The sequence below is a fragment of the Streptomyces sp. C1-1 genome (assembly GCF_050214755.1).
Lineage (GTDB): Bacteria > Actinomycetota > Actinomycetes > Streptomycetales > Streptomycetaceae > Streptomyces.
Window position 1 is genome coordinate 9436655 of sequence record NZ_CP189826.1, and the last position, 21339, is coordinate 9457993.

Annotated in this window: 21 protein-coding genes and 1 pseudogene; 7 read left to right on the forward strand and 15 right to left on the reverse strand. The window is 72.5% G+C overall.

Annotation, left to right across the window (positions count from 1 at the left end):
- Positions 1-160: 160 nt before the first annotated feature.
- Complete coding sequence (locus ACQF4J_RS42995) at positions 161-670, reverse strand: helix-turn-helix domain-containing protein (RefSeq protein WP_351581303.1); 510 nt, start codon at positions 668-670, stop codon at positions 161-163.
- Between the two features lie 434 nt (positions 671-1104).
- On the opposite strand from ACQF4J_RS42995, the gene ACQF4J_RS43000 reads away from it, so the two are divergent.
- The gene (locus ACQF4J_RS43000; RefSeq protein ID WP_351805619.1) at positions 1105-2646 is read left to right on the forward strand and encodes a lysyl oxidase family protein; all 1542 of its coding nucleotides are present in this window, start codon (positions 1105-1107) and stop codon (positions 2644-2646) included.
- A gap of 148 nt (positions 2647-2794) precedes the next feature.
- Here the strand turns inward: ACQF4J_RS43000 and ACQF4J_RS43005 are convergent, their stop codons facing one another.
- From ACQF4J_RS43005 to ACQF4J_RS43040, 8 genes and pseudogenes are all read right to left on the reverse strand, one after another.
- Entirely contained in the window at positions 2795-3901 is a 1107-nt protein-coding gene (locus tag ACQF4J_RS43005) for an AI-2E family transporter (RefSeq protein ID WP_427168216.1), read from the reverse strand.
- 95 nt (positions 3902-3996) lie between these two features.
- Positions 3997-4267: pseudogene (locus ACQF4J_RS43010) on the reverse strand (alpha/beta fold hydrolase); the annotation flags it as partial.
- A 21-nt stretch (positions 4268-4288) separates the two neighbouring features.
- On the reverse strand, positions 4289-5176 hold the full coding sequence (locus tag ACQF4J_RS43015) for an oxygenase MpaB family protein (RefSeq protein ID WP_427168217.1): 888 nt from the start codon (positions 5174-5176) through the stop codon (positions 4289-4291).
- Positions 5177-5271: 95 nt separating this feature from the next.
- On the reverse strand, positions 5272-5442 hold the full coding sequence (locus ACQF4J_RS43020; RefSeq protein WP_142148582.1) for a DUF5670 family protein: 171 nt from the start codon (positions 5440-5442) through the stop codon (positions 5272-5274).
- 126 nt (positions 5443-5568) lie between these two features.
- Positions 5569-6564 carry a DUF5914 domain-containing protein gene (locus ACQF4J_RS43025; RefSeq protein ID WP_427168218.1) on the reverse strand — a complete coding sequence of 332 codons (996 nt, stop codon included), beginning with the start codon at positions 6562-6564 and terminating at the stop codon, positions 5569-5571.
- Complete coding sequence (locus ACQF4J_RS43030; RefSeq protein ID WP_427168219.1) at positions 6561-7586, reverse strand: phytoene/squalene synthase family protein; 1026 nt, start codon at positions 7584-7586, stop codon at positions 6561-6563. The genes ACQF4J_RS43025 and ACQF4J_RS43030 overlap by 4 nt, the downstream gene beginning before the upstream one ends.
- A complete protein-coding gene (gene crtI, locus ACQF4J_RS43035) occupies positions 7583-9127 on the reverse strand; it encodes a phytoene desaturase family protein (protein ID WP_351806880.1) in 1545 nt (514 codons plus the stop codon). Before crtI ends, ACQF4J_RS43030 begins: the two co-directional genes overlap by 4 nt.
- Positions 9124-10365 carry a polyprenyl synthetase family protein gene (locus tag ACQF4J_RS43040; protein WP_351582165.1) on the reverse strand — a complete coding sequence of 414 codons (1242 nt, stop codon included), beginning with the start codon at positions 10363-10365 and terminating at the stop codon, positions 9124-9126. The genes crtI and ACQF4J_RS43040 overlap by 4 nt, the downstream gene beginning before the upstream one ends.
- A gap of 338 nt (positions 10366-10703) precedes the next feature.
- On the opposite strand from ACQF4J_RS43040, the gene ACQF4J_RS43045 reads away from it, so the two are divergent.
- From ACQF4J_RS43045 to ACQF4J_RS43060, 4 genes are all read left to right on the forward strand, one after another.
- Entirely contained in the window at positions 10704-11303 is a 600-nt protein-coding gene (locus ACQF4J_RS43045; RefSeq protein WP_427168220.1) for an RNA polymerase sigma factor, read from the forward strand.
- Positions 11304-11381: 78 nt separating this feature from the next.
- Positions 11382-12572, forward strand: coding sequence for a lycopene cyclase family protein (locus tag ACQF4J_RS43050; RefSeq protein ID WP_427168221.1), 1191 nt, complete (start codon positions 11382-11384; stop codon positions 12570-12572).
- 42 nt (positions 12573-12614) lie between these two features.
- Positions 12615-13346 carry a methyltransferase domain-containing protein gene (locus ACQF4J_RS43055; protein ID WP_351582159.1) on the forward strand — a complete coding sequence of 244 codons (732 nt, stop codon included), beginning with the start codon at positions 12615-12617 and terminating at the stop codon, positions 13344-13346.
- Positions 13343-14911 carry an FAD-dependent oxidoreductase gene (locus tag ACQF4J_RS43060; RefSeq protein ID WP_427168222.1) on the forward strand — a complete coding sequence of 523 codons (1569 nt, stop codon included), beginning with the start codon at positions 13343-13345 and terminating at the stop codon, positions 14909-14911. Before ACQF4J_RS43055 ends, ACQF4J_RS43060 begins: the two co-directional genes overlap by 4 nt.
- Before the next feature lie 15 nt (positions 14912-14926).
- Here the strand turns inward: ACQF4J_RS43060 and ACQF4J_RS43065 are convergent, their stop codons facing one another.
- The 5 genes from ACQF4J_RS43065 to ACQF4J_RS43085 form a co-directional block, all read right to left on the reverse strand.
- Entirely contained in the window at positions 14927-15406 is a 480-nt protein-coding gene (locus ACQF4J_RS43065; RefSeq protein WP_351582156.1) for an MSMEG_6728 family protein, read from the reverse strand.
- A gap of 50 nt (positions 15407-15456) precedes the next feature.
- A complete protein-coding gene (locus ACQF4J_RS43070) occupies positions 15457-16344 on the reverse strand; it encodes an SDR family oxidoreductase (RefSeq protein ID WP_351804866.1) in 888 nt (295 codons plus the stop codon).
- Between the two features lie 74 nt (positions 16345-16418).
- Entirely contained in the window at positions 16419-16871 is a 453-nt protein-coding gene (locus tag ACQF4J_RS43075; protein WP_427168223.1) for a hypothetical protein, read from the reverse strand.
- Positions 16872-16917: 46 nt separating this feature from the next.
- On the reverse strand, positions 16918-18537 hold the full coding sequence (locus tag ACQF4J_RS43080) for a phytoene desaturase family protein (RefSeq protein WP_427168224.1): 1620 nt from the start codon (positions 18535-18537) through the stop codon (positions 16918-16920).
- Between the two features lies 1 nt (position 18538).
- Positions 18539-19042 carry an SRPBCC family protein gene (locus tag ACQF4J_RS43085; RefSeq protein ID WP_351582178.1) on the reverse strand — a complete coding sequence of 168 codons (504 nt, stop codon included), beginning with the start codon at positions 19040-19042 and terminating at the stop codon, positions 18539-18541.
- Positions 19043-19190: 148 nt separating this feature from the next.
- Here ACQF4J_RS43085 and ACQF4J_RS43090 point away from each other — a divergent pair, with 148 nt between their 5' ends.
- Positions 19191-19484 (forward strand): hypothetical protein, encoded by a 294-nt coding sequence (locus tag ACQF4J_RS43090; RefSeq protein WP_427168225.1) that lies wholly within the window; start codon positions 19191-19193, stop codon positions 19482-19484.
- Between the two features lie 109 nt (positions 19485-19593).
- Here ACQF4J_RS43090 and ACQF4J_RS43095 read toward each other — a convergent pair whose 3' ends face one another.
- Positions 19594-20256 carry a Tat pathway signal sequence domain protein gene (locus tag ACQF4J_RS43095; RefSeq protein ID WP_351582146.1) on the reverse strand — a complete coding sequence of 221 codons (663 nt, stop codon included), beginning with the start codon at positions 20254-20256 and terminating at the stop codon, positions 19594-19596.
- Positions 20257-20573: 317 nt separating this feature from the next.
- On the opposite strand from ACQF4J_RS43095, the gene ACQF4J_RS43100 reads away from it, so the two are divergent.
- The gene (locus ACQF4J_RS43100; RefSeq protein ID WP_351804872.1) at positions 20574-21299 is read left to right on the forward strand and encodes a TetR/AcrR family transcriptional regulator; all 726 of its coding nucleotides are present in this window, start codon (positions 20574-20576) and stop codon (positions 21297-21299) included.
- Positions 21300-21339: the final 40 nt, after the last annotated feature.

The window sequence follows — 21339 nt, forward strand, 5'->3', positions numbered from 1 at the left end:
ATAGTTTCGGTGATTATTTCGAAACATTCGGCATTGGTTCGCTACGGTCAGATCACTTTTGGCCAAGAGTGAGAAGCGGTGAATAGATCAACTCAAGGGAATTGATCAATCGAATGTTTCGAAGGAATTCCGTTCCGCCGCTAAGAGGCTGGAGGCGCCGTCATTCCGACTGGGGTCGCGTGGCCTCTTCGCCGCGCTGGTGTCCGCGGCGGGCGTCTCGGTCGAAGATGCCGAGGATCTCGCACGGTCCGCCCTCGGCCCCGATGGCGTGCGGCAGCATGGTCGGGAACTCGGCGGCCTGGTTGGTCTCGATCCGAAGGCGACGGTTTCCCAGCAGCAGGATCGCGGTCCCGGACAGCACGACGAGCCATTCTCGGCCCGGGTGCGCACGCATGCGTGAGGGGCTGTCCGGCGGCGGGTCGGTCATGCGCTGACGCACGACGGTCATCCCGGGATCGGCCTTGATCGGCCAGCGCATCAGGGAGTGGGTGGCGTCGATCATCGGGCTCGACACGACGTCGTCCGTGGCCGTCTCGACCAACTGGTCGAGCGAGGTGTCCAGCGCGCGGGCGAGGGTGACCAACTGGTCGAGGGCCAGGCGGCGCCGGCCGTTCTCGATCCGGCTGAGGGTGGACTGACTGACGTTGGCCCGAGCGGCCAGCTCCTCCAGAGACCCGCCGGCTACCGGAGTGCCATCGACACCCGGCTGGGCAGCGTGCCCGAAGAGACCGCCGACACCGCCCGCGAGGGCATCGCCAACGCCGTCGACGCCTCCCGCACGGCAGGCCCGCACGCCCGGAGCCTGGTCCGCGCCGCACAGGAATCCTTCGTCGACGGATGGCAGCGGGCCATGTGGGCCGGCGTCGTCGTCATGGGCGCCCTGTTGCTGTACATCCTCCTGCGGGGCCTGCAACGGCCGACCCTCGCAGTCGACGAGCCGCCGGCCGATCGACGTCCATGTGAACTGAGCGATTTCGTATAGCAGTTGGTCGGCATGATGAGGCAACCAACCTGCTCCCGCGCCACTGTTCACATATGGCACACAGATTCCGCCGTGCCTCACCATCCGCCAGATGCCGGCAGGCACTTGTGAACGAGGATTTGATGACCACGTACCACAGAAGCACGTTAGGTCGTTCGGCGATCGTCACCGCCGCGACGCTCACCATGGCCGCCACCGCGGCCGGGGTCGCTCCCACCGCCGGAGCGGCGACTCCCGTCGCCCCGAAACTCAAACTGATCGCCGCGTCCAAGTCCGTGACCCTCGAACGGTGGAGCGGGGAGCCGGGCGTCTACCTGGACCTGGGGACCTACATCTCCGTCGACAAGGCGGCCCTGGAGTTCCGGGTGACCCGTAAGTCCTACAACGATCCCGTGGTCGCCCAGCAGATCACCCGCAGCGGCTCCACCACGCACGCCAAGACCCTTCCGGCCGGCCTGGTCAAGGACTTCTCGGGCCTGCCCGGATTCCTCGACGTCACGGTCACCGACGCCGGGGGCAGGAAGGTGCTGAGCACGAAGCAGGCCTTCTGCCCGAACAACCGGGCCGGACGCATCCGCCCGGACGCCCCGGCGACCTCCCGCTACCCCGGCGGCTGCTCGGACAACCCCTTCACCCTCGGCGGGGTATGGGGCACCGAGCAGGGCTGGGCTGCCGGAGTCACCCAGGGCTGGAACAGCGAACCCGCGGACCTCGCCGCCGGTGAGTACACGGCGACGGTGCACGTGGCCAAGAAGTACCGCGACCTCTTCGGCATGGCCGACGAACCGCAGACGATCAAGGTGACCGTGCAGGACGCCGGCGACGGCGGCCAGGGCCTGGCCCCGCACACCCGTGCCGCCGACGGCGAGGTGAAGGGGAAGGCCTCCGCGGGCGCGGCCTCACGCGTGCTGAAGCCCAACAAGCACCGCCCGACCGGCGCCCGCACCGACGCGGCCGCCCTGCCCAAGCCCGACCTGCGGGCCCTGCCGGCGTACGGCATCTCCATCAACGACGGCTCCGACGGCAGCGCCGGAGCGGCCGCGGGCAAGGACTACCTGGCCTTCGGCGCCACGGTGTGGAACGGCGGCCCCTCCCCGCTGGTCGTCGACGGCTTCCGCAAGCCCGGCGCCGCCACGATGGACGCCTACCAGTACTTCTACGACGCCCAGGGCAAGCAGGTCGGGTACACGCCCACCGGCAGCATGGAGTGGGACCCGAGGGAGGGCCACCAGCACTGGCACTTCCACGACTTCGCCAGCTACCGGCTGCTGGGTGCGGACAAGAGAGAGATCGTCCGCAGCGGCAAGGAGGCGTTCTGCCTGGCCAACACCGACGCCATCGACTACACGGTGAAGAACGCCAACTGGCACCCGGGCAACACCGACCTCGCCACCGCCTGCGGTGAGGAGAACTCGGTGTCCGTGCGGGAGGTACTGGACGTCGGCAACGGCGACACCTACAGCCAGATCCGGCCCGGCCAGTCGTTCGACGTCACCGACCTGCCGAACGGCACGTACTACATCCAGGTCATCGCCAACCCGGACCACCGGCTGAAGGAGACGAGCACCACGAACAACGTCTCCCTGCGCAAGGTCGTCCTGGGCGGCACGACCGGCGCCCGCACGGTGACCGTACCGGCGTACGGTCTCGTCGACGCCCCCTGATCCGTCAGGGGCCTCCAGGGTCGGGCGGTCCGGCGGGACCGCCCGACCTTCCGGACGGCAAACCCGCAGTTCATGCCGTACGACGAGGTCGAGGTCCGCTCCGGCTCGTCGTCGCCGGCCCTGGTCTGTCGCGCGAAGAGGTGGGCGCCTAGTCGGCGTCGCTGGTGGCCCGGGCGGTCTTCGCGTGGGGCGCGTCGCCCCGCATCGGCAGTTTCAGCGGCCGGCCTTCGCGGTGTGCCCAGATGTCGCGAAGGATGACCTGGATCATTCCGGCGACGGGAATGGCGAGGAGGGCTCCGAGGATTCCCGCGATCTCGACGGCCAGCAGAATCGCGACCAGAACGGTGAGCGGATTGAGTTTCACCGTCCGGGACAGAATGACCGGTTGCAGGAGATGGTTTTCGACCTGCTGGTAGACGACGAAGAAGACGATGGCGGCGATGCCGGCCGGTAGGGAATGGATGAACGCCGCGGCCGAGGCGACGACGGCGCCCAGCGTGGCTCCCACGAGGGGAATGAGGTCGGCGATGGCGACGAAGAGGGCGAGCAGCCCGGCGAACGGCACTCCGGCGATCAGCAGCATCACATAGGTCAGGACGCCGCAGATGACGCTGATCAGCAGGTTTCCGGTCAGGTAGCCGTTGACGGTCCGGGCGCACTCGGCTCCCACGCGGCGGATGCGTGCGGCGCGGGTCTCGTCGGTCAGGGCGAGCGCGCCGCGGACGACCTTGGGTCCTTCGAGGACCATCAGATAGGCCAGGACGAAGATGGTGACGGCGCCCGCGACGGTGGTCGCCGCGCTGCGGACGAACGCCAGGGCGGGTGTGCCCAGTCCGGTGGCGAAGGAGCGGATCTGACCGCGATGCTGCTGGACGTAGCGCAGGGCATGGGTGCGCTCCAGCAGGTCCCCGACCGGTCCGCGGCCGGCGCGGGCGTCCTCGACGATGTGCGGCAGACGGCCCGCGAGCCGGGTGCCCTCCTGAGCCAGCGGAGTGACGAAGAGCGCCACCAGGCCACCGACGACCACGACCGCCAGCAGGAAGACCAGCAGCGTGGCCACCGAACGCCGGCAGCGCGTGACCCGCCGCTCCAGCGCGTCGACCGCCGGGTACAGGGCGACGGCGAAGAACAGCGCGATCACCATCCACACCAGGACCCGGCGGGTCTGCACCACCAGTTGCAGTGCGACGTAGGCAGTGAGCACCAGACCGATGGCGGCGAGAATGGTGCGTACCGGAACGGGACGCTTTTCCATGGCCACTGGGTGCCCGGCACCCGGTGCGGGAAACGAGGAGGCTCAGCGGGCGGGTGGCGACGGGCGGTGTCTCGTCGTACGCCTCACTCGGTGCAGCTGTCGGGATCGGCGTTGATGACGCGCTCGGGGATGTCCGGCTGCGCGAAGAAGAACCAGTGCCACCACTGGGTGGCGAACTCGGTGGTGATACGGGACAGGTGCTCCGTGATGGGCAGGCAGTCGAACAGTGCCACGCGCGTGGCGACGTCCGGATGGCCGAGGACAAGTCGCAGCGCGACGGCGCCCCCCGCGATCGCGCCCGGCGAGCGCGAACCGGCCGGTCGACCGGCCGTATCCGCGCAGGTCGGGGCGGACGACGGTGAAACCGCACACGGGTCGGCGTGGCCGTCAGCTCGCGGGTGAAGTCGTCGCCGGTCGCGACGGCGCCATGGCCCAGCGCACGGCCGAGGTGACGGCGAGCCCCAGCGGCCGGACGCACCACTCGTCGACCAACGGCAGCCTGAGCAGGCGCAGTTCGCGGGCGGCCCAGTCGGGCAGCAGGGAGACGGCGTTGGCGGCCAGGACCCCGTAGGGGAGCCGGGCGGCGAGCGGGACGGGCGGGTTGAGCAGCAGGAAGCGGGCGGCCTCCCTGGCCTGCGGGGAGGCTCGCAGCTCCGGGCGGTAGTCGTCGAGCAGGCGCGCGAGTTCCGCGCGGTTTCGGGGCGGGTCGAGGACGCCCAGCTCGGCGGCGATGCGCGCGGTGTCGGCGATGTAGCCGTCGCAGCCGTCCTCGGAGAGGGGCGCGGTGCCGAAGCGCTGGTGCGCGCGCAGGAAGCTGTCGACCTCGGCGGCGTGCACCCAGCCGAGCAGATGGGGATCGGCGGCGTGGTAGGCGTCGCCGTCGGGGGTGAGGCCCCGGACGCGTTCGTGCACCGCCCGGACCTGCGCGCAGGCCTCCTGCGCGTGCTCGACCGTGCCGAAGGTGGTCGTGGCGAGGAACGTGCTGGTGCGCTGCAGCCGCCCCCACGGGTCACCGCGGTAGCCGGAGTGGGCGGCGACGGCCGCCATGGCGTGGGGGTGCAGGGACTGCAGCAGCAGGGCGGACAGTCCGCCGATGAACATCGAGGCGTCTCCGTGCACCCGGCGGATGGGCCGCTCCGGCCCGAACCAGCGCGGGCCCGGAGTGCCGTGGATACGGGCGCGGTTGCGCGGGCCGTCGGGGCCGGCGACACGGGTGAAAAGGCCTTGGCCCAGCTGCTGTCGCAGTCCGGGGCCGCCGAAGGGGATGAGTCTCATCAGCCGAGGTCCCTTCTACGGGACGAGCGTCGCATAGCGGGCGAGCGGGCCCGCCGGCCGTGCGGCCGCGGACCCGCTCTGTCTTGCCGCTCCCTCTACCAGCGGTACCAGCGGCCCCTGCGGCCGCCGTTCCCGGCCGGCCGGACCACGAATCCCAGCAGCCACAGGACCAGGACGATGACCGCGATCCACCAGAGTGCCTTGAGTGCGAAACCGGCACCGAAAAGAATCAGAGCAAGCAGCAGAACAAGAAGCAAAGGAACCATTTGTTGTACACCTCCGGCGCTTCATGTGCCCCGGAAGATGCGCCTTACGCAGGGAATTCAAGGCTGTTTGATCCTGGAACGGCCGGGAATTCGCTTTGTTTTCCCATCGAGTGTCCCTCGAAGGTCTCACCCCGGAAAGCGGCCGGTGGAGCGCAGCAGCCAGCGCCGCTCCGCGTAGGCCAGGTCCTCGCGCCACAGCCGGCCGGCCGCCGCCACCATGAGCCGGCGCAGCAGCGGTGCCGCCGTGCGGGCCACGGCGAAGCCCGGACGCTCCGAGGAGGCCACGACCGCCTCCACCACGGCGGTGCGCGGCCGCCCCCGCTCGTCCGGCCCGAGAGGCGTGGCGTGTGTCTCGACGACGGATCCGCGGCCCTCGCCGTCGGTGATGCGCATGACGATCGTGCGCGGTTCGGGACTGGTGAACACCGCCCGCACCGGTACGACGAGCCGCCCGGCGACCTTGAAGGACACGTCGACGGTGAACCCGTCGTCGTCCGACGTGTCCGTGCCGGGCGTTCCGGCCACGGTCAGGTCGACGAAGGAGTGCGGGTGGAACCAGGCTCCGTGCCAGGGGTCGAGCCGGTTGGCGACGATGTCCTCGGGTTCGCAGGCCCCGATTCCGCTGTACACGGCGGCGACGGAACCCGACAGCCGGGGACGGGCGGGGACGACGGGCGCGTCCAGCGGTGGCTCGCCGCCGACCGCGTCCAGGCGCACCCAGACCAGCACCCCGTCGTCGTGCACGGGCACCGGGTCCCACCCGGCGAACGGCGTGCCCTCCAGGGCCATGCCGTGCCAGTGGCACACGAGCGTGCCGCAGCGCACCGGGCTGTCGGCGAGCGGGGCGCCCAGGTGCGGGCAGATGCCGGGGCCCGCCACGAGCCGCCCGTCGGCGGCACGCCACACCACGACCTCGTGTCCGGCCACCGTGCCGGACAGGGGCCGGTCCTCGCGTACGTCGCGGGTCGCGCCGACGACGTACCAGTTCCCGGACGGACGGGCCTGGGCCCGCTTCAGCGCCTCGGCGATGGCACCGGGACGGGCCTGACGCCAGGTGGGCTGCTGCTTCTCCCAGCGCGGCGGGTTCCGCCGCAGGGAAAGGGGGTAGCGGCGCGGCTTCATGTGACCTTCTCGTGCATCGGCTCGGGCGTGGGCGTGACCGCCGGTGTGGGCGGTGCGGGGTGCGGGGGCGGGGCGGGGACCGCGGCCGCCCGACCGCGCAGCCGGGCGGCGGCCACGCGGGTCAGGCCGTCGAGGGCCACGGCGGCGCGTCGGCGGCGGGAGACCACCGCCCGGCGCTGCACCGAGCGGTAGCCGTCCGCGGCGACGGCGTCCAGGATCCCGCCGTAGAGCACGAACGCCGTGCGGATGCAGGGCCGGGATACCGGTTCGAGCATGTTGAGACCGGGGGCCGCCTCGTCGTAGACCCGGCGGGTCAGGTCCGCGAAGTCGCGCAGGGCGGCGGTGATGCGGCGGTCGGGTCGTCCGGTGTCGCGGCTCCAGCGCAGCAGGTGCCGGTCCACGTCGTGGGCGGCCAGCAGGTCGGCGGGCAGGTAGACGCGGCCGCGGTCGAGGTCCTCGCCGATGTCCCGCAGGAAGTTGGTCAGCTGGAAGGCCACGCCCAGCGCCGCCGCGTGCGGTGCCGCTTCCTCGCGCGGTACGACCGTGCCGAGCACCGGAAGCATCTGAAGCCCGATCACCTCGGCCGAGCCGTACGTGTAGCGGCGCAGGTCCGCGTAGGTGGCGTAGTCGGTGACGTCGAGGTCGGCGCGCATAGCGGTCATGAAGTCGCTGAAGTACCGGTGGTCGATGGCGTACCGGCGGGCGGTGTCGGCCAGGGCGCGCACGACGGGCTCGGCACTGTCGCCGTCGCGCAGTCCGGCCAGCAGGTCCTGCTGCAGACGGGTCAGCTGCGCTCGGCGGGCCTGGTCCGTGGCCGCCGGATCGAGGGTGTCGACGATGTCGTCGGCCCAGCGGGCGAATCCGTACAGGGCGTGCACGGCGGACCTGCGCTGCACCGGCAGGAGCCGGGTGGCGAGGAAGTACGTCTTGCCGTGACGTGCGTTGAGCCGTCGGCACTGGGTGTACGCCTGGCGCAGGCCGGGGTCGGTGATGCCGGCTGCGTCGAGTTCGCGGTCCGTCACGCGGGCCTCCCTTCCCGGCGGGCGGCGGGCCGCGGCCGGGCACCGGCGCGTGGAGAGCCTTGGCCGCCGGTGATGCGAGCCGCGGCCAGCTTGCCCGACAGCAGGACGGTCGGCACGCCGACGCCCGGCGTGGTGCCGCACCCGGCGAGGACCGCGTTGACCGTGCCGCGCGGCAGGTTGCGCGGCCGGAACGGTCCGGTCTGGGCGAAGGTGTGGGCGGCGGAGAAGGGCGATCCGGCCGCGTGTCCCTGCGCCTGCCAGTCGGCCGGGGTCACCAGGCACTGCTCCTCGATGGCGGACGCGATGCCGTCCAGGCCGCGCCGGTCGAGTTCGGTGAGCAGGCCGTGCCGGTAGTCGGCGGCCAGGTCGCCCCAGGCGGTCGCGCTGGGTCCCAGTCGGGTGTTCGGACAGGGGGCGAGGATGTAGTGCAGGTGGCGGCCGGGTGGCGCGAGCGTGGGGTCGGTGGTGGTGGGGCGGGTGATGAGCAGGGAGGGGTCACTCATCAGGCGGCCGGTCCGGGTGAGTTCGTGGAAGGTGCGTTTCCATGCTCCGCCGAAGGAGATGGTGTGGTGGGCCAGCCACGGCCAGGTGCGGTCGGTGCCGGCGTGCAGGATCACGGCGGAGGGCGAGAAGCGCAGGGACACGGGCCGTTTGGGGGTGCGTCCGAGCAGGCGGTGGGTGACGGGCAGGTCGGGGGTGAGGACGACGGCGTCGCAGGGGATCCGGTCGTCCTCGGTGACGACGGCCGTGACGCGCTCGCCCGAACGCTCCAGACGGGTGACGGTCTGTCCGAAGCGCAGGTCGGCTCCCGCTTCCGCGGCCGCGTCCGCCATGGCCCGGGGCAGGGCGTGCATGCCGCCGCGTGGGAAGTACACGCCGGCCACGGTGTCCATGTAGGCGATGACGGCGTAGGCGGCGAGGGCGCGTTCCGGCGCCACACCCGCGTAGAGCGACTGGAAGGAGAAGACCCGGCGCAGTCGCTCGTCGTCGAGGAAGCGGCCGATGCGCGCGTCCAGTCGGCCGAATCCGCCGAGTGCGGCCAGCCGGGCGAGGTCGGGGGTGAGCAGCTGCAGCGGGGAGTCGAAGTTGACGTCGATGAAGCGCCGCAGCTGCGCCCGGTAGAGCTTCTCGAGCCAGACCCGCAGCCTGCGGTATCCGGCGGCCTCGCGCTTTCCGGCGAAGCGTTCGACCTCCGCCTCCATGGCCTCGGCGTCGGTGTGGACGTCCAGCGTGCTTCCGTCGGCGAACCGCGCCCGGTAGGCCGGGTGCAACGGCACCAGGTCGACGCGGTCGCGCAGGCTCTCGCCGACGGCCGCGAAGGCCTCGTCGGCGAGGTGGGGCATGGTCAGCACGGTGGGGCCGGTGTCGATGTGGTAGCCGCGGCGCACCAGGCGTCCGGCGCGGCCGCCGGGTTCTTCGTCGCGCTCCACCACGGTGACCCGGCGGCCGGCGCCGAGCAGGTGCAGGGCGGCCGCCAGCCCCGAAAGGCCGGCGCCCACGACGACCACGTGGTCGGTGCGCCCGGGAACGGTACGGGTCATCGGTGGGCCCCTTCGTCCATGGCGGTCAGCGACAGGGAGACGGGGACGACGTCGTCGGGGGCGGCGTCGGGCGCCTTGGGCGGTGGTGCGCCGGCCGCGGAGCGCAGCAGCGCGCGGAGCCTGTCTCCGGCATGCGGTGCGAGCACAGCGGAGTCGAGATGGCGCAGGCCCTGGGCCACGAGCCGGTCGATCTTGGCCTCGACCGTACTCCGTGCCCCGGTGACCTCGAACACCTCGCGTACGTCGACCAGTTCGGCGTCGGAGAGGTCGCCCCGGCCGAGCGTCCCGCGCAGTACGTCGAGGGCGTGCCGGTCGCTCGTGGACTCGGCCCGCGCCTGGGCGACGGCGGCGAGGTAGGTGGGTTTGCCGCTGCGGATGTCGGCGCCCGGCGGTTTGCCGGTGTCGCGGGGGTCGCCGTAGACGTCGACGAGGTCGTCGCGCAGCTGGAAGGCGATGCCTACGCAGCGGCCGGCCGAGCACAGTGCCCGGGTCGTGGTGGGAGTGGCTCCCGCCAGTGCGGCCCCCAGCGCGAGCGGGCGTTCCACGGAGTACAGGGCGCTCTTGAGGCAGGCGGCGCGAATCGCCCGGGAGAGCGACCGCGCCGAGGTCGCCTCGCCGTGGACGTCCAGGTACTGCCCGGCGACCATCTCCATGCGCATGGAGCGCCACAGGTCCCGTACCTCGCGTGCGGTGGCCCGGGACAGCTCGGTGTCCGCCACCACGTCGTCCGCCCAGGCCAGGGCGAGATCGCCGGCCAGGATGGCGGACGCCTGGCCCAGGCGCGCGGCGCGCGGGCCGGAGGTCTCGCTCGCGTACCGGTCCGCTATCTCGGCGTGCAGTGAGGGACGTCCGCGGCGCACCGGCGCGCCGTCCATCACGTCGTCGTGGACCAGGGCGCAGGTCTGGATCAGCTCCAGGGCGGCGCCGATGCGCAGGGTGGCGCGCAGCACCGACGGGTCACCGCCGCAGGCCCGCATCCCCCACCACACCAGGCGGGAGCGGCTGAACTTGCCGCCGTCCTCCGTGAAGCGCGCGACCCGGGCGGCCAGGTCCCGCGCGAAGAGCGGGTCGATGGCCTCGGCCGCCGCGAGCCGCCGGGCGAGCAGCTCGGCGAGCACACCGCGTACGGCGCCGGGCACGTCCGTGTCCACGGCACGCAGAGCGTCCGAGCCGGTCGGATGTGCGCTGGGCCGCAGAGTGCCGTGAGGGCGGTGTTCCTGTGCCGCGGTGGGGCTCATGCCGGTTCCCGTCATCGAGATCCTCGTGATCAGAGCTGGCTTCGTCGTCATCGGTTCGGGCCGGGCCGCCAGGACGGATGCGGCGCGATCCGGAAAACGACGCGGAGTGCTGCGGGGTTTTGACCGGTGTGCTTGCGCGAACACATTTGCTCGCCACTGAGCTGGTGCGACGGCGCAAGCCGGGGTTCTGTTCGCGGATGCGACAGGAATGGCCGCGCGTCACGGGGCAGCTCTTTTCGACGCACAGACGATGCAAGTTGTTCTAGCTGCATCGATTTCGGAGGGTGGAGTGGTCAAAGTCGCTCCAGGCGGCCACCCGGCGAAGCAGAGGAGTAGTCATGACGACCGCCCCCCAGACCCGAGCAGACCTCCTCGACGACGCCGATCTCGTGGACGGATTCCTTGCCGGCGACGAGGCATGCCTGGAGGTCGTCCACGACCGCTGGCGCTCGCTCGTGTACGGCCTCGCCAAGCGCTCCCTGGGAGATGCGAGGGACGCGGAGGACGTCACCCAGACGGTGTTCCTCGCGGCCTGGCGGGGCCGCGCGGGATTCAGCCCCGACCGCGGCACCCTGCCGGGCTGGCTCGTGGGTATCACCCGCCGGAAGATCGCCGACGCGCTCGCGGCCCGTACCCGGCGCTCCGAACTCGTGGCAGCCGCGGGCGCCAGACTGCTGGTGACGGCCCACCAGGAGATGGTGCGGCCCGAGGCCTCCCTCGACCGAGTGCTCCTGGACGACGAACTGGCACGGCTGCCGGCCCCGCAGCGCCGCGTGCTCAACCTCGCCTTCCACGACGACCTCACCCAGACCCAGATCGCCCAGCTCACCGGATGGCCGCTGGGAACGGTCAAGAGCCACGTCCGCCGGGGGCTGCACCGCCTCGCCCGCCGCCTCGACGCGGACGACGCCGGAAATTCACCCCTCGTCGGCGGGTGACCACCGCATCCGCAGGGGTACCGCTGCGGAAATGTTGTCGACAGGCCGACCAGTGACACGAGAGGGGTTGATGCGGTCGTGCTCGAGGCGGAGGTCGCCATCATCGGAGCCGGCGCGGCGGGGCTGTCCCTGGCCCACCGTCTGTCCCGCCCCCTGACCGGCCGCCCCCTGTCCGCGATCCTGGTGGACGCCCCGCCCGGCCCCCTGCGGCCGCCCCAGCGCACCTGGTGCTTCTGGGAAGCGGGCCGCGGACCCTACGACGCCGCCCTGACCGCGTCATGGAGGCGGCTGCGCGTGCACCCGCCCACGGGCCACCCCATCGAGGACGACATCTCGCCGCTGAGCTACAAGATGATCCGCTCCGAGGACTTCGAGGCCCTGGTCGGGCGCGACCTCGCCCGCAGCGGCCGCGTGGAGCGCCTGGAGGCCACGGTCGACCACGTGGAAGCACTCCCCGAAGGCGCCGAGATCCACGCACACGCGGCGGACGGGCGGGAGCGGTCCGTGCGGGCCCGCTGGGTGTTCGACTCGCGTCCGCCCGGCAGCCTGCCCGCGGCCCGCACCACCCTGCTGCAGCACTTCGGTGGCTGGTTCCTGCGCACGCCCCGCCCGGCCTTCGACCCGTCCCGTGCGGAACTCATGGACTTCCGCACGGCCCAGCCCGCCAAAGGCCTCTCCTTCGGCTACGTCCTGCCCACCGGCACCCGGCAGGCACTCGTGGAGTACACGGAGTTCTCCCCGTCCATCCTGTCGAAGGACGCCTACGACGCGGCGCTGAGCCACTACACCGACTCCGTGCTCGGTCTGAAGGACTACGAGATCGTGGGGACCGAGACCGGTGTCATCCCCATGACCGACGCCCGATTCGCGCGCCAGACGGCGCCGTCCGTCTTCCGTATCGGCGCGGCCGGAGGAGCCACCCGGCCCTCGACCGGCTACACCTTCGCCGGCCTGCAACGACAGACCGCGGCCGTGGCGGCGGCCCTGCGCCGCGGGCGCAGGCCGGTGCCGCCGCAGCCCCACTCGGCGCGCTCGCGCGCCATGGACGCCGTGCTGCTGCACGCGCTCGACAGCGGTCTGGTGGACGGTGCCGCCTTCTTCTCTGGTCTGTTCGCACGTGTACCCATGGCGCGCCTGCTGCGCTTCCTGGACGGCACGACCCGGCTGTCCGAGGACCTCGGCATCGGCCTGCACACACCCGTCCTGCCCATGCTCCGTGCCGCCGCGGAAGTCCCGCGGCTGCCCCGGCGCCCCTTCACCGGTTACTGACCCGCGGTGCGCCCCGCCCGCCCCACCGACCCAGGAGAACGCATGACCCTGCTGCGCGACGCGGACCTGGCCACCGCGTTCGACCATGCGGCGCACTCGTACGACACGCTGGTGGCGGCCAACCCCGGCTACCACGCGCATCTGCGCCGTTCGGCCCGCAGACTGGGCCTGTCCCGCCCCGGCACCGGGCTGCGCGTCCTCGACCTCGGCTGTGGCACGGGAGCGTCCACCGCCGCCCTCCTTGCCGCCCTGCCCGACGCCGACATCACGGCCGTGGACGCCTCCGCCGGAATGCTGGAGCGTGCTGTGGCCAAGCCCTGGCCGGCGAACGTCGGGTTCCTGTGCGCCCCGGCGGAGAAACTCGCCGACGCGGGCGTCGAGGGCCCCTTCGACGCGGTGTTCGCCGCCTACCTCTTCCGAAACGTCGCGGACCCCGACGCCGTTCTGTCGACCGTTCACGACCTGCTCGCCCCGCACGGGCGGCTCGCCGTGCACGAGTACACCCTCAGCGGCCGCCCGGCCCACCGCGCGGTATGGACGGCCGTGTGTCGGGGGCTGGTCCTGCCCGTCGCCACCGCGCTGGGGGACGGGGAGCTGTATCGCCACCTGTGGCGCAGCGTCGTCGACTTCGACACCGTCGACGCGTTCGCCGACCGGCTTCGGGCCACGGGGTTCGACCAGGTACGAGCCCTGCCGCTGCCCGGCTGGCAGACCGGCATCACGCACACCGTCGTCGGCCGACGCGCCGACGCCACGGCGCGGGCGGCGCGATGACCGGCCCGACGGCGCCCGGCGCGCGCCCCGGCCGTGACCGGCGCGCCCGGTACCTGCCCCCGCCACCCGGCTCGGCCCGCGTCAGCGGAGCACGGCGCAGTACGGCCGTGGTGGGCGGCGGCATCGCGGGGCTGGCCGCAGCGACGGCACTGGCCGAACGCGGTGTCGACGTCACCCTGTACGAACGCGAGCCGTACCTGGGCGGCCGCGTGGGTGGCTGGCCGGTCGAGCTGCACGACGGCTCCACCGCCACCATGAGCCGCGGCTTCCACGCTTTCTTCCGCCAGTACTACAACCTGCGCGGTCTGCTGAGCCGTACCGACCCGACGCTGGCAGGGTTCACCGGACTCCCGGACTACCCGCTGCGACACGGCGCCGGAGCGCACGACAGCTTCCGCAGGGTCCCGCGCACCCCGCCGCTGAGCGCACTGGGCTTCGTGGCGCTCAGTCCGTCCTTCCGCTCGCGGGACCTCATCCGCATGAACCCCGCCGCGGCACTCCCGCTGCTCGACGTCCGCGTCCCGGAGGTCTACGACCGTCTCGACGCCGTCAGCGCCTACGACTTCCTCGCCTCCCTGCGCTTCCCGCAGGCCGCGCGCCACCTCGCCTTCGAGGTCTTCTCTCGCAGCTTCTTCGCCGACCCCCGGGAGCTGTCGGCCGCCGAGATGGTCCTGATGTTCCACATCTACTTCCTCGGCAGCGCCGAGGGACTGCTCTTCGACGTGCCCGGGGAGCCCTTCCCGACCGCCCTGTGGGAGCCTCTGGCGGGCTACCTGCGCGGACGCGGGGTCACGCTGCGCACCTCGATGCCCGTCGAACAGGTCGCGCCCACCGAGGACGGCGCCTTCACGGTCCTCGCCGACCGGCGGGCGACACGGCACGACACGGTCGTCCTGGCCCTCGACACCCCCGGGCTGCGCTCGCTGCTCGGCCGCTCGCCCGGCCTCTGCGACGTCGCCTGGCGCGAACGTGTCCGCCGACTGCGCACCGCGCCACCCTTCCTCGTCTCCCGCCTCTGGCTGGACCGCCCCGTGGACCGCCGCCGGCCCGGATTCCTGGGCACGGCCGGATACGGGCCGCTGGACAACGTCAGTGTCCTGGAGCGCTGGGAGGGCGAGGCCGCCCGCTGGGCCTCCCGTACCGGAGGGTCCGTGGTGGAACTGCACGGCTACGCGCTGCCCGAGGACGCCGACCCCGAGGTGGAGGCCAAGCGCCTGATCGAGCAGCTGGGGCGCGTCTACCCCGAGACCCGCGACGCGCGGATCCTCGACGAACGGCACGAGTGGCGCGAGGACTGCCCGCTCTTCCCGGTCGGCGGCTACGACGACCGCCCGGGCGTGCGCACCCCGACCAGCGGCCTGGTCCTCGCGGGCGATCTGGTGCGTACGGACCTGCCGGTCGCCCTGATGGAACGGGCCGCCACCAGCGGATTCCTCGCGGCCAACGCCCTTCTTCAGTCGTGGGGCGTACGCGGCCACCCGCTGTGGACCGTGCCCGACCGCGGCCGTAGCCGACTGCTGCGGACCCTGGCGGCCCGCGGGCAGGGCTCCGCGCCGCCCCGGTGACCGCGGCCGGCGGGTTCAGCTCGCGGGCACGTCCTGGCGGTCCGAGGCGGGCCACACATAGGGCAGATCGTCGGGCACGCCGGGAAACAGGCCGGCGTAGACCTCCGGGTCCTTGCGGACGAGGGCGGAGCGGTGACTGCGGTGGAAGGCCTCGTCGCCGAGCCAGGGCGGCAGCTCGTGGCCGGCGGCCAGGTCCGCCTGGGCGCGCACCGGCGCTCCGGGGCGGTGTGCCGCGAGGCCGGCGACGAGGGAGGCGGCGCAGCTGTCCTGGTGCCCCTGCTCGCGCCACACGTGGCAGATCTCCAGGCCGTAGCGGACCAGCGCCTCCTCGTAGCCGGTCCACATCCGCACGGCCGGGTGGCGGCGCCACCCGTAGCCCGGCACGGTCAGGCCCCGCAGCACCTGCAGGGCCTCGACGCGTTGCTTGCCCAGGCGGCGGCGGTCCAGCAGGAGGGCGCAGGCCCTGAAGTCGGGGTCGGGCAGGAACGTCTGCATGGTGGTCGTTCCTCGCTGTGCTCGCGGCGGGCGGGATGTCCGCGCCGTGTTCAGGCGGTGGAGCGGGCCGCGGCCCGGTCGGCCTGGCCCCCGGCACCGAGCGGACCGGTGTGCTGCCAGGGCTGCCGCTCCTGCAGCCGCGGCAGTTCCCGACGTGACAGTCGCAGCACCACCGGCGGCATGGCCGCGCGGACCGGCTGCGTCAGACGCAGCCAGGCGGGGGCGTAGACGGCCGTGCGGCGCCGCTCCACGGACCGCACCAGCCGTGCCGCGACCACGTCCGCCGCCATGACGCGGCGTGCCGGGGGCGGCATGTGGGCCCGCAGTTCCCGCAGGACGGCGTGCCGGTCGGCGTCGCGCACCATGTCGGTGTCGATCCAGTTGAGGTAGGCGATGCCGACACTGACTCCTTCGTGGGCGACCTCGGCCCGCAGCGCGTGCGCGAACGCCTCCACACCCGACTTGGAGGCGCAGTAGGCGCTCATCAGGGGTGCCGCGCCGATCGACGCGAGGGAGGCCACCTGCAGGAAGTGGCCGGCCGTGGCCACCAGGTCGGGCAGGAAGACCCGGGCGGTGTTGGCGCTGCCGACGAGGTTGACCTCGATGACACGACTCCACGTGGCCGGGTCCGAGGACGCGAACGGCCCACCCTCGGCGATGCCCGCGTTCGCGACGACGACGGAGGGCCGTCCGATGCGGCGCCGGATCTGACGAGCGGCCGTCCGGAGCGCGTCGACGTCGGTGACGTCGGCCTCCACCACCAGTGCCGGGCCGGGAAGGGAGGCCGCGACCGCGTCGAGTGCCGCCTTCTCGTGGCCCAGCAGGGCGACCCGGCCGCCCCTCGCGGAGAACTCGCGGGCCAGCGCCGCGCCGAGACCGCGGGCTGCTCCGGTCACCACCGTCGTCCGGGCCGCCAGGGGACTGCTGCGCGTCGCCATGGGCACTCCTTCCGGCTCGAGGCGAGCATGTCCTTTCGATGTGCTTCGCCTCCGGTGCCTGGTTCGGATGCGGGTCACTCCCGGGGCAGGGGCGGCCGTGCGGTGTGGTCCGGGTGACCGTGCGTGCGGCGCTCCTCCTTGAGTTCCGCCTCGTACACGTGGTCCCGGTGCTCGGCCAGCTCGCCCTTCGCGCCCGCCTCCAGTTCTGTGAAGGGCCGGTAGTAGGTGGCGTTGTAGGCCTCGACGATCTGGTACGTCCAGTGTCCGGGGATGACGTTGCGTCCCAGGATCTCGTTGCTGATCTTCTCGGCCCACTCGTGGTGGCCGGCTTCCCGCAGGAGCCGTACCGCGTCGTCCAGTTGGAAGTCCGCCGAGCCGGTGAGCTGGTGGAAGTCGTACAGGCGGCCTCTGGCCCGTTCGGTCGTCTCCAGCGCCTTCGACAGGGCGGCCAGTGCCTGCACGGTCTTGTCGTTCGTGCCGTCGGGGCGCCGGTGGTGCGGGTCGGCGGGTGTCCGGTGGTGGTTCATGCGCTCTCCAGGTGTTGCCGCCGTGGTGTGCGCCGGGGCGGCGGGGTCAGCGTTTCTTTCCGGTGCGGTCGCGCTGGGTCAGCAGGCGTTGGGCGCGGGCCAGGCCGGGTGGCCGATGGCGGCGCAGGGCCGCGTGTGCGGCGTTGGCGCCCGGCGCTCCGTGGACACCGCCGCCGGGGTGGGCCCCCGCGGAGGCGAGGTACAGGCCCGCGACGGGTGTCTCGGGCCGCCCGGTGCCCGGCACGGGCCGGAAGACGAGCTGCTGGTGGACGGCGGTCGTGCCGCCGTTGATGGCGCCGTTGACCAGGTTGCCGTCGAGCGCCTGGAGGGTGGGCGGGGCCAGGATGCGGCGGGCGCGGACGAGCGAGCGGAAACCCGGTGCGAACCGCTCCACCTGCTGCTCGACCCGGTCGGCCATGAGCTCCTGGTCGGTGGTGTTCCACTGTCCGGTGATGCCGTCGTCGCCGGCGTCCGCGGTGATCTCGTGCGGTACGTGGGTGTAGGCCCAGGCCGATTCGGTGCCGCCGGGGGAGCGGGACGCGTCGGCCTTGGTCATCTGGCCGAACAGCAGGAAGGGCCGGTCCGGGACCTGGTGCATGGCGATCTGGGCGGCGAAACGGGTCAGCTCGTCCATGCCGTCGCCCAGGTGCACCGTCCCCGCGCGTGCCGCCTGCTCCGCCTGCCAGGGCACCGGGCCGTCGAGCGCCCAGTCGACCTTGAACGTCGCGAAGTCCCACTGGAAGCGCCGCAGGTCGGCCAGGAGCTGGTCGGGCAGATACTCAGGGGCGACGAGCTCGCCGTAGAGGGCGGGTACCGACACGTCCGCGAGGACCGCCCGGCGGGCCGCGATCGCCCGGCCGTCGGCCGTCCGCACACCCACCGCCCGCCTGTCGCGGACGGTGATCGACGTGACGCGCTGTCCGCAGCGCACCTGTCCGCCGACGGCCTCCAGGCGCCTGGTCAGGGCCTGGGTGAGGGCGCCCGATCCGCCGACCGGGACGGGAAAGCCGTAGGTCTGGCCCAGCATGGCCATCAGCCAGCCGAAGCCTCCGCTGCCGGTCGCCTCCGGCGCGAGGTCGGCGTGCAGCGCGTTCCCGGCGAGCAGCAGCCTGCCACCCTCCCCCTCGAACTCCTCCTCGCCCATACGGCGTACCGGCAGCACCAGGGTGCGCGCCATGCGCAGCCCGCCCGCCGCCCGCAACCGGAGCGCGAGCCGGGCCGTCGCCCTGACCGGCGGGAAGGGGGTGAACAGCGCGCTCAGCAGGTCGGGCCGCAGCTGTTCCCAGATCTCGTGCAGGCGGCGCCAGGCGGCGCCGTCGCCGGGCGCGAAGGCGTCGAGGGAGGCGGCCGTGGTGTCGATGCGCCGGTCGAGCAGGGCGCACCGGCCGTCGGTGAGCGGGTGGGCCAGCACGCTGGGCGCGTGGCTCCAGCGCAGCCCGTGGTCCTGCAGCCGCAGGGCGCTCAGGACGGGGGACGCGGCCGCCAGCGGGTAGAAGGAGCTGAACAGATCGTTGACGAACGCGGGGTCGACCCCCCGGTCGTGGCGTACGGCGCCTCCCGGTTCGGGCTGTTCCTCCAGCACCAGCACGCTCCAGCCGGCGTCCGCCAGCAGATTGGCGGCCACGAGACCGTTGGGGCCGGCCCCGACCACTACGGCGTCGGTCACCTCACGTCCCGCCTTCCGTCTCCGCCGTCGCCGAGCCGACCGGTGCCGGACCGCGGGCGCGGCGTGCGTCGCCGGCCCGGTCCTCGCACAGCCGGGCGAGGCGTCCGAGCATCGCGCGATGGCGCAGGTGGATGAGGGCTTCGAAGGCGAAGTTGTGCCATTTGCCGCCGGCTCCCTGCAAGGGGTGCTCGTCGACGATCACCAGGCAGTACTCACCCCACGGCCGCAGTTCGATCGCGATCCGTGCCGTACCGAGGATGCCCGCGTGTGCCTCCAGTTCGAGGCGGGCACCGGGGTCCCGGAAGCGGACGGTCGTCTCGTTGGACAGCGACACGGGTCCGAGGTGGACCTCGTAGCGGATCGCAGCCCCTGTCTGCGGCCACGTACCGCGGACCGGACGGGAACTGGAGGTGCCGACGACCCAGTCCGCGTACCGGTTGGGGTCCGACAGCAGGTCCCATACGACCTCGGGCGCGACCTTGATCAGACGATGGCGTACGGCCACAGGTGCCTCCCGTGCTTCGTCGGCCGACTGGGGCAACAGCCATCGCCGGGTGCCCTCGATCACGGGGACTCAACCAGCGCGAGTGACTGGTCACGCCCCGAGTTCGATCCGTGGCGGTGAATGACGGAGACGGGGGTACTCGCGGCGCATGGCAACGCACACCGATCACTTCTCGTCGCTGCCGGCTGCGAGGCAACTGCGCCGCATGCGGGCCTTCTACACGGCAGGCGTCGTGCTGTGGGCCGCATCGAGCATCTGGACGGGATGGGACTCTCCCGGCAGCCGGCCCATGTGGACGTCCCTGTTGCTCCTGGCCGTCTTCGCCGTCCTGCTGGGGCTGGCCTGCCGATGGCTGCGGGGCCTCGAGAGCAACGGCGAGGCCGGGCCGGCCCACCGGGCCGCGCCGCGGCGGGCCCCCGCGATACGCCACACGAGCGCCTGAACCCGCGTCGGAAACCGGGTCGCCCGTCCCCGGGAACCCGGTTCCACGTACCACCGCCCCGCATTCGTCGTGCTCGACTGCGGGGCGGTGCTGTGAACGCTTCCGGGCGTCAGTTGGTGTAGACGGCCGGGGAGCCGCTGACGCTGCTGTCGACCACGGGGGCGTACGTCGCGGAGAAGTAGCCGCTGGCCGCGCACAGCCCCGAACCGGACACCTTGCTGAACGCCTGGTTGGAGAAGGCCAGGCTGTTGTTGGTGTTGGAGCTCACCGCCGACAGGCTGGGCGCCTGGTAGACGCAGGTGACCGAGCCCAGCAGGGTGGAGAGCACCACCGTGGTCTGGATCGTGCCGCCCGAGGCGGGCGTCACCGTCACGCTGCCGTCAGAGGCGGCGGAGGTGGTGTAGGGCAGGCCGTTGACGGTGATGCTGCGCACGCCGGTGACGCCGAAGACGTTGCTGGTGCAGCCGCTGAACGTCTGGGCGGTCGCGGACTCGGTGGCGGTGCCGGGGGCGGCCGGGTTGTCCGTCACGGTGGCCGAGAGGCTCGAGCCCGTGCAGGTGATGCCGGAGGAGCCGCCGCTGCTGGTGGCGAGGGTGGCCTTCGTGCCGGAGGCGAGCGAAGAGGTGAGGACGTCGCCGACGGAGACGGCGTTGCCGCCGGCGCTGCCGTAGGTGAGCACGGAACCGTCCGCCGAGGCCGCGGTGGCCGGGAGGAGGGCCAGGGTCGTCAGGGCGGTGGTGGCGAGGATGGCGGAGGCCATGTGTCTGCGCATGGAAGGTCCTCTGGTACGGGGGGTGGCGAAGAGGGCGGGGTGCCGCTCCGCCACGGGGTGGGGGAGCGGCACCCCGCGCGGCCGTTCCCGGAGGGGGAACGACGGACCGGTGCGGGTGTACGGCCCGACGTCGGGGACGCGGGCACACTTGTTGCGGCCTTGCGGGTGCGTGAAACTGACGGCTCCGATGGCGTGTCGCCGCCGGTCCGACCGAGTGGAAAACCTGTGAAGGTTGTAAACCTGACGGGTATTCAACGTCAAGGCACTGCACGCCAGTTGGTGAGAAAGAAGGGTGCGCGATGGCACAAAGCTCCTCGATGCCACCTGTGTTGGTGCTGCCCGGAACGCGTACGGGACGCGACCCGCAGCGCTCCCTGCGGCCCGGACCGCGCCGGGCCTCGGCCGAGGCGGTCGCCGCCAACCAGCGCGACCGGCTGCTCGACGGCTTCGTCCGCACGGTGGCCCAGGTCGGTTACGCCGGCACCCGGGTCAGTGACATCTGCAAGGCGGCGGGCGTGACCAGGCCGGTCTTCTATGAGCTGTTCAAGGGCAAGGAGGACGTCTTCCTCGCCGCCCACCACCACGGCACCTCCCTGGTCTTCAACGCGATGGAGGAGGCCCACGGCCAGGGCCCCGACTGGCCCGGGCGGGTGCGGGCCGGGCTTGGCGCGCTGCTCGGCATCCTCGCCGAGGCGCCGGCGTTCGCGGCCATGGCCATCGTGGAGATCGACGCGGTCGGGCCCGCGGGGCGGGCGGCACGTGAGGAACTGCTGGCCCGTTTCCGGCACTTCTTCACCGACGCGCCCGAGACCGAACTGCCCGTGCCCGCCCAGGACGTGGTCGACACGGTCGTCGGCGGGGTCTACTCCGCGATCTACCGCCACATCGCCGCGGGCCGGACCACCGAACTGCCCGCCCTGCTGCCCGTGCTGACCTTCTCCGTCCTCGTTCCCTTCCTCGGCCCGGAACGCGCCGCCGCCCGCCTGGCCGACCCGCCGCCCTCCACCGGCCCGCTGCCGTCCTGCCTGACGCCGGACCCCTGAACCGAGGTGCCTGGCGCCGGGCGCCTGAACCGAAGTGTCT

Coding starts and splice junctions, on each gene's coding strand:
- ACQF4J_RS43000 (WP_351805619.1), top strand. CDS start 1,105: ATGACCACGTACCACAGAAGCACGTTAGGTCGTTCGGCGATCGTCACC.
- ACQF4J_RS43005 (WP_427168216.1), bottom strand. CDS start 3,901: ATGGAAAAGCGTCCCGTTCCGGTACGCACCATTCTCGCCGCCATCGGT.
- ACQF4J_RS43015 (WP_427168217.1), bottom strand. CDS start 5,176: ATGAGACTCATCCCCTTCGGCGGCCCCGGACTGCGACAGCAGCTGGGC.
- ACQF4J_RS43020 (WP_142148582.1), bottom strand. CDS start 5,442: ATGGTTCCTTTGCTTCTTGTTCTGCTGCTTGCTCTGATTCTTTTCGGT.
- ACQF4J_RS43025 (WP_427168218.1), bottom strand. CDS start 6,564: ATGAAGCCGCGCCGCTACCCCCTTTCCCTGCGGCGGAACCCGCCGCGC.
- crtI (WP_351806880.1), bottom strand. CDS start 9,127: ATGACCCGTACCGTTCCCGGGCGCACCGACCACGTGGTCGTCGTGGGC.
- ACQF4J_RS43040 (WP_351582165.1), bottom strand. CDS start 10,365: ATGAGCCCCACCGCGGCACAGGAACACCGCCCTCACGGCACTCTGCGG.
- ACQF4J_RS43045 (WP_427168220.1), top strand. CDS start 10,704: ATGACGACCGCCCCCCAGACCCGAGCAGACCTCCTCGACGACGCCGAT.
- ACQF4J_RS43055 (WP_351582159.1), top strand. CDS start 12,615: ATGACCCTGCTGCGCGACGCGGACCTGGCCACCGCGTTCGACCATGCG.
- ACQF4J_RS43060 (WP_427168222.1), top strand. CDS start 13,343: ATGACCGGCCCGACGGCGCCCGGCGCGCGCCCCGGCCGTGACCGGCGC.
- ACQF4J_RS43065 (WP_351582156.1), bottom strand. CDS start 15,406: ATGCAGACGTTCCTGCCCGACCCCGACTTCAGGGCCTGCGCCCTCCTG.
- ACQF4J_RS43070 (WP_351804866.1), bottom strand. CDS start 16,344: ATGGCGACGCGCAGCAGTCCCCTGGCGGCCCGGACGACGGTGGTGACC.
- ACQF4J_RS43075 (WP_427168223.1), bottom strand. CDS start 16,871: ATGAACCACCACCGGACACCCGCCGACCCGCACCACCGGCGCCCCGAC.
- ACQF4J_RS43090 (WP_427168225.1), top strand. CDS start 19,191: ATGGCAACGCACACCGATCACTTCTCGTCGCTGCCGGCTGCGAGGCAA.
- ACQF4J_RS43095 (WP_351582146.1), bottom strand. CDS start 20,256: ATGCGCAGACACATGGCCTCCGCCATCCTCGCCACCACCGCCCTGACG.
- ACQF4J_RS43100 (WP_351804872.1), top strand. CDS start 20,574: ATGCCACCTGTGTTGGTGCTGCCCGGAACGCGTACGGGACGCGACCCG.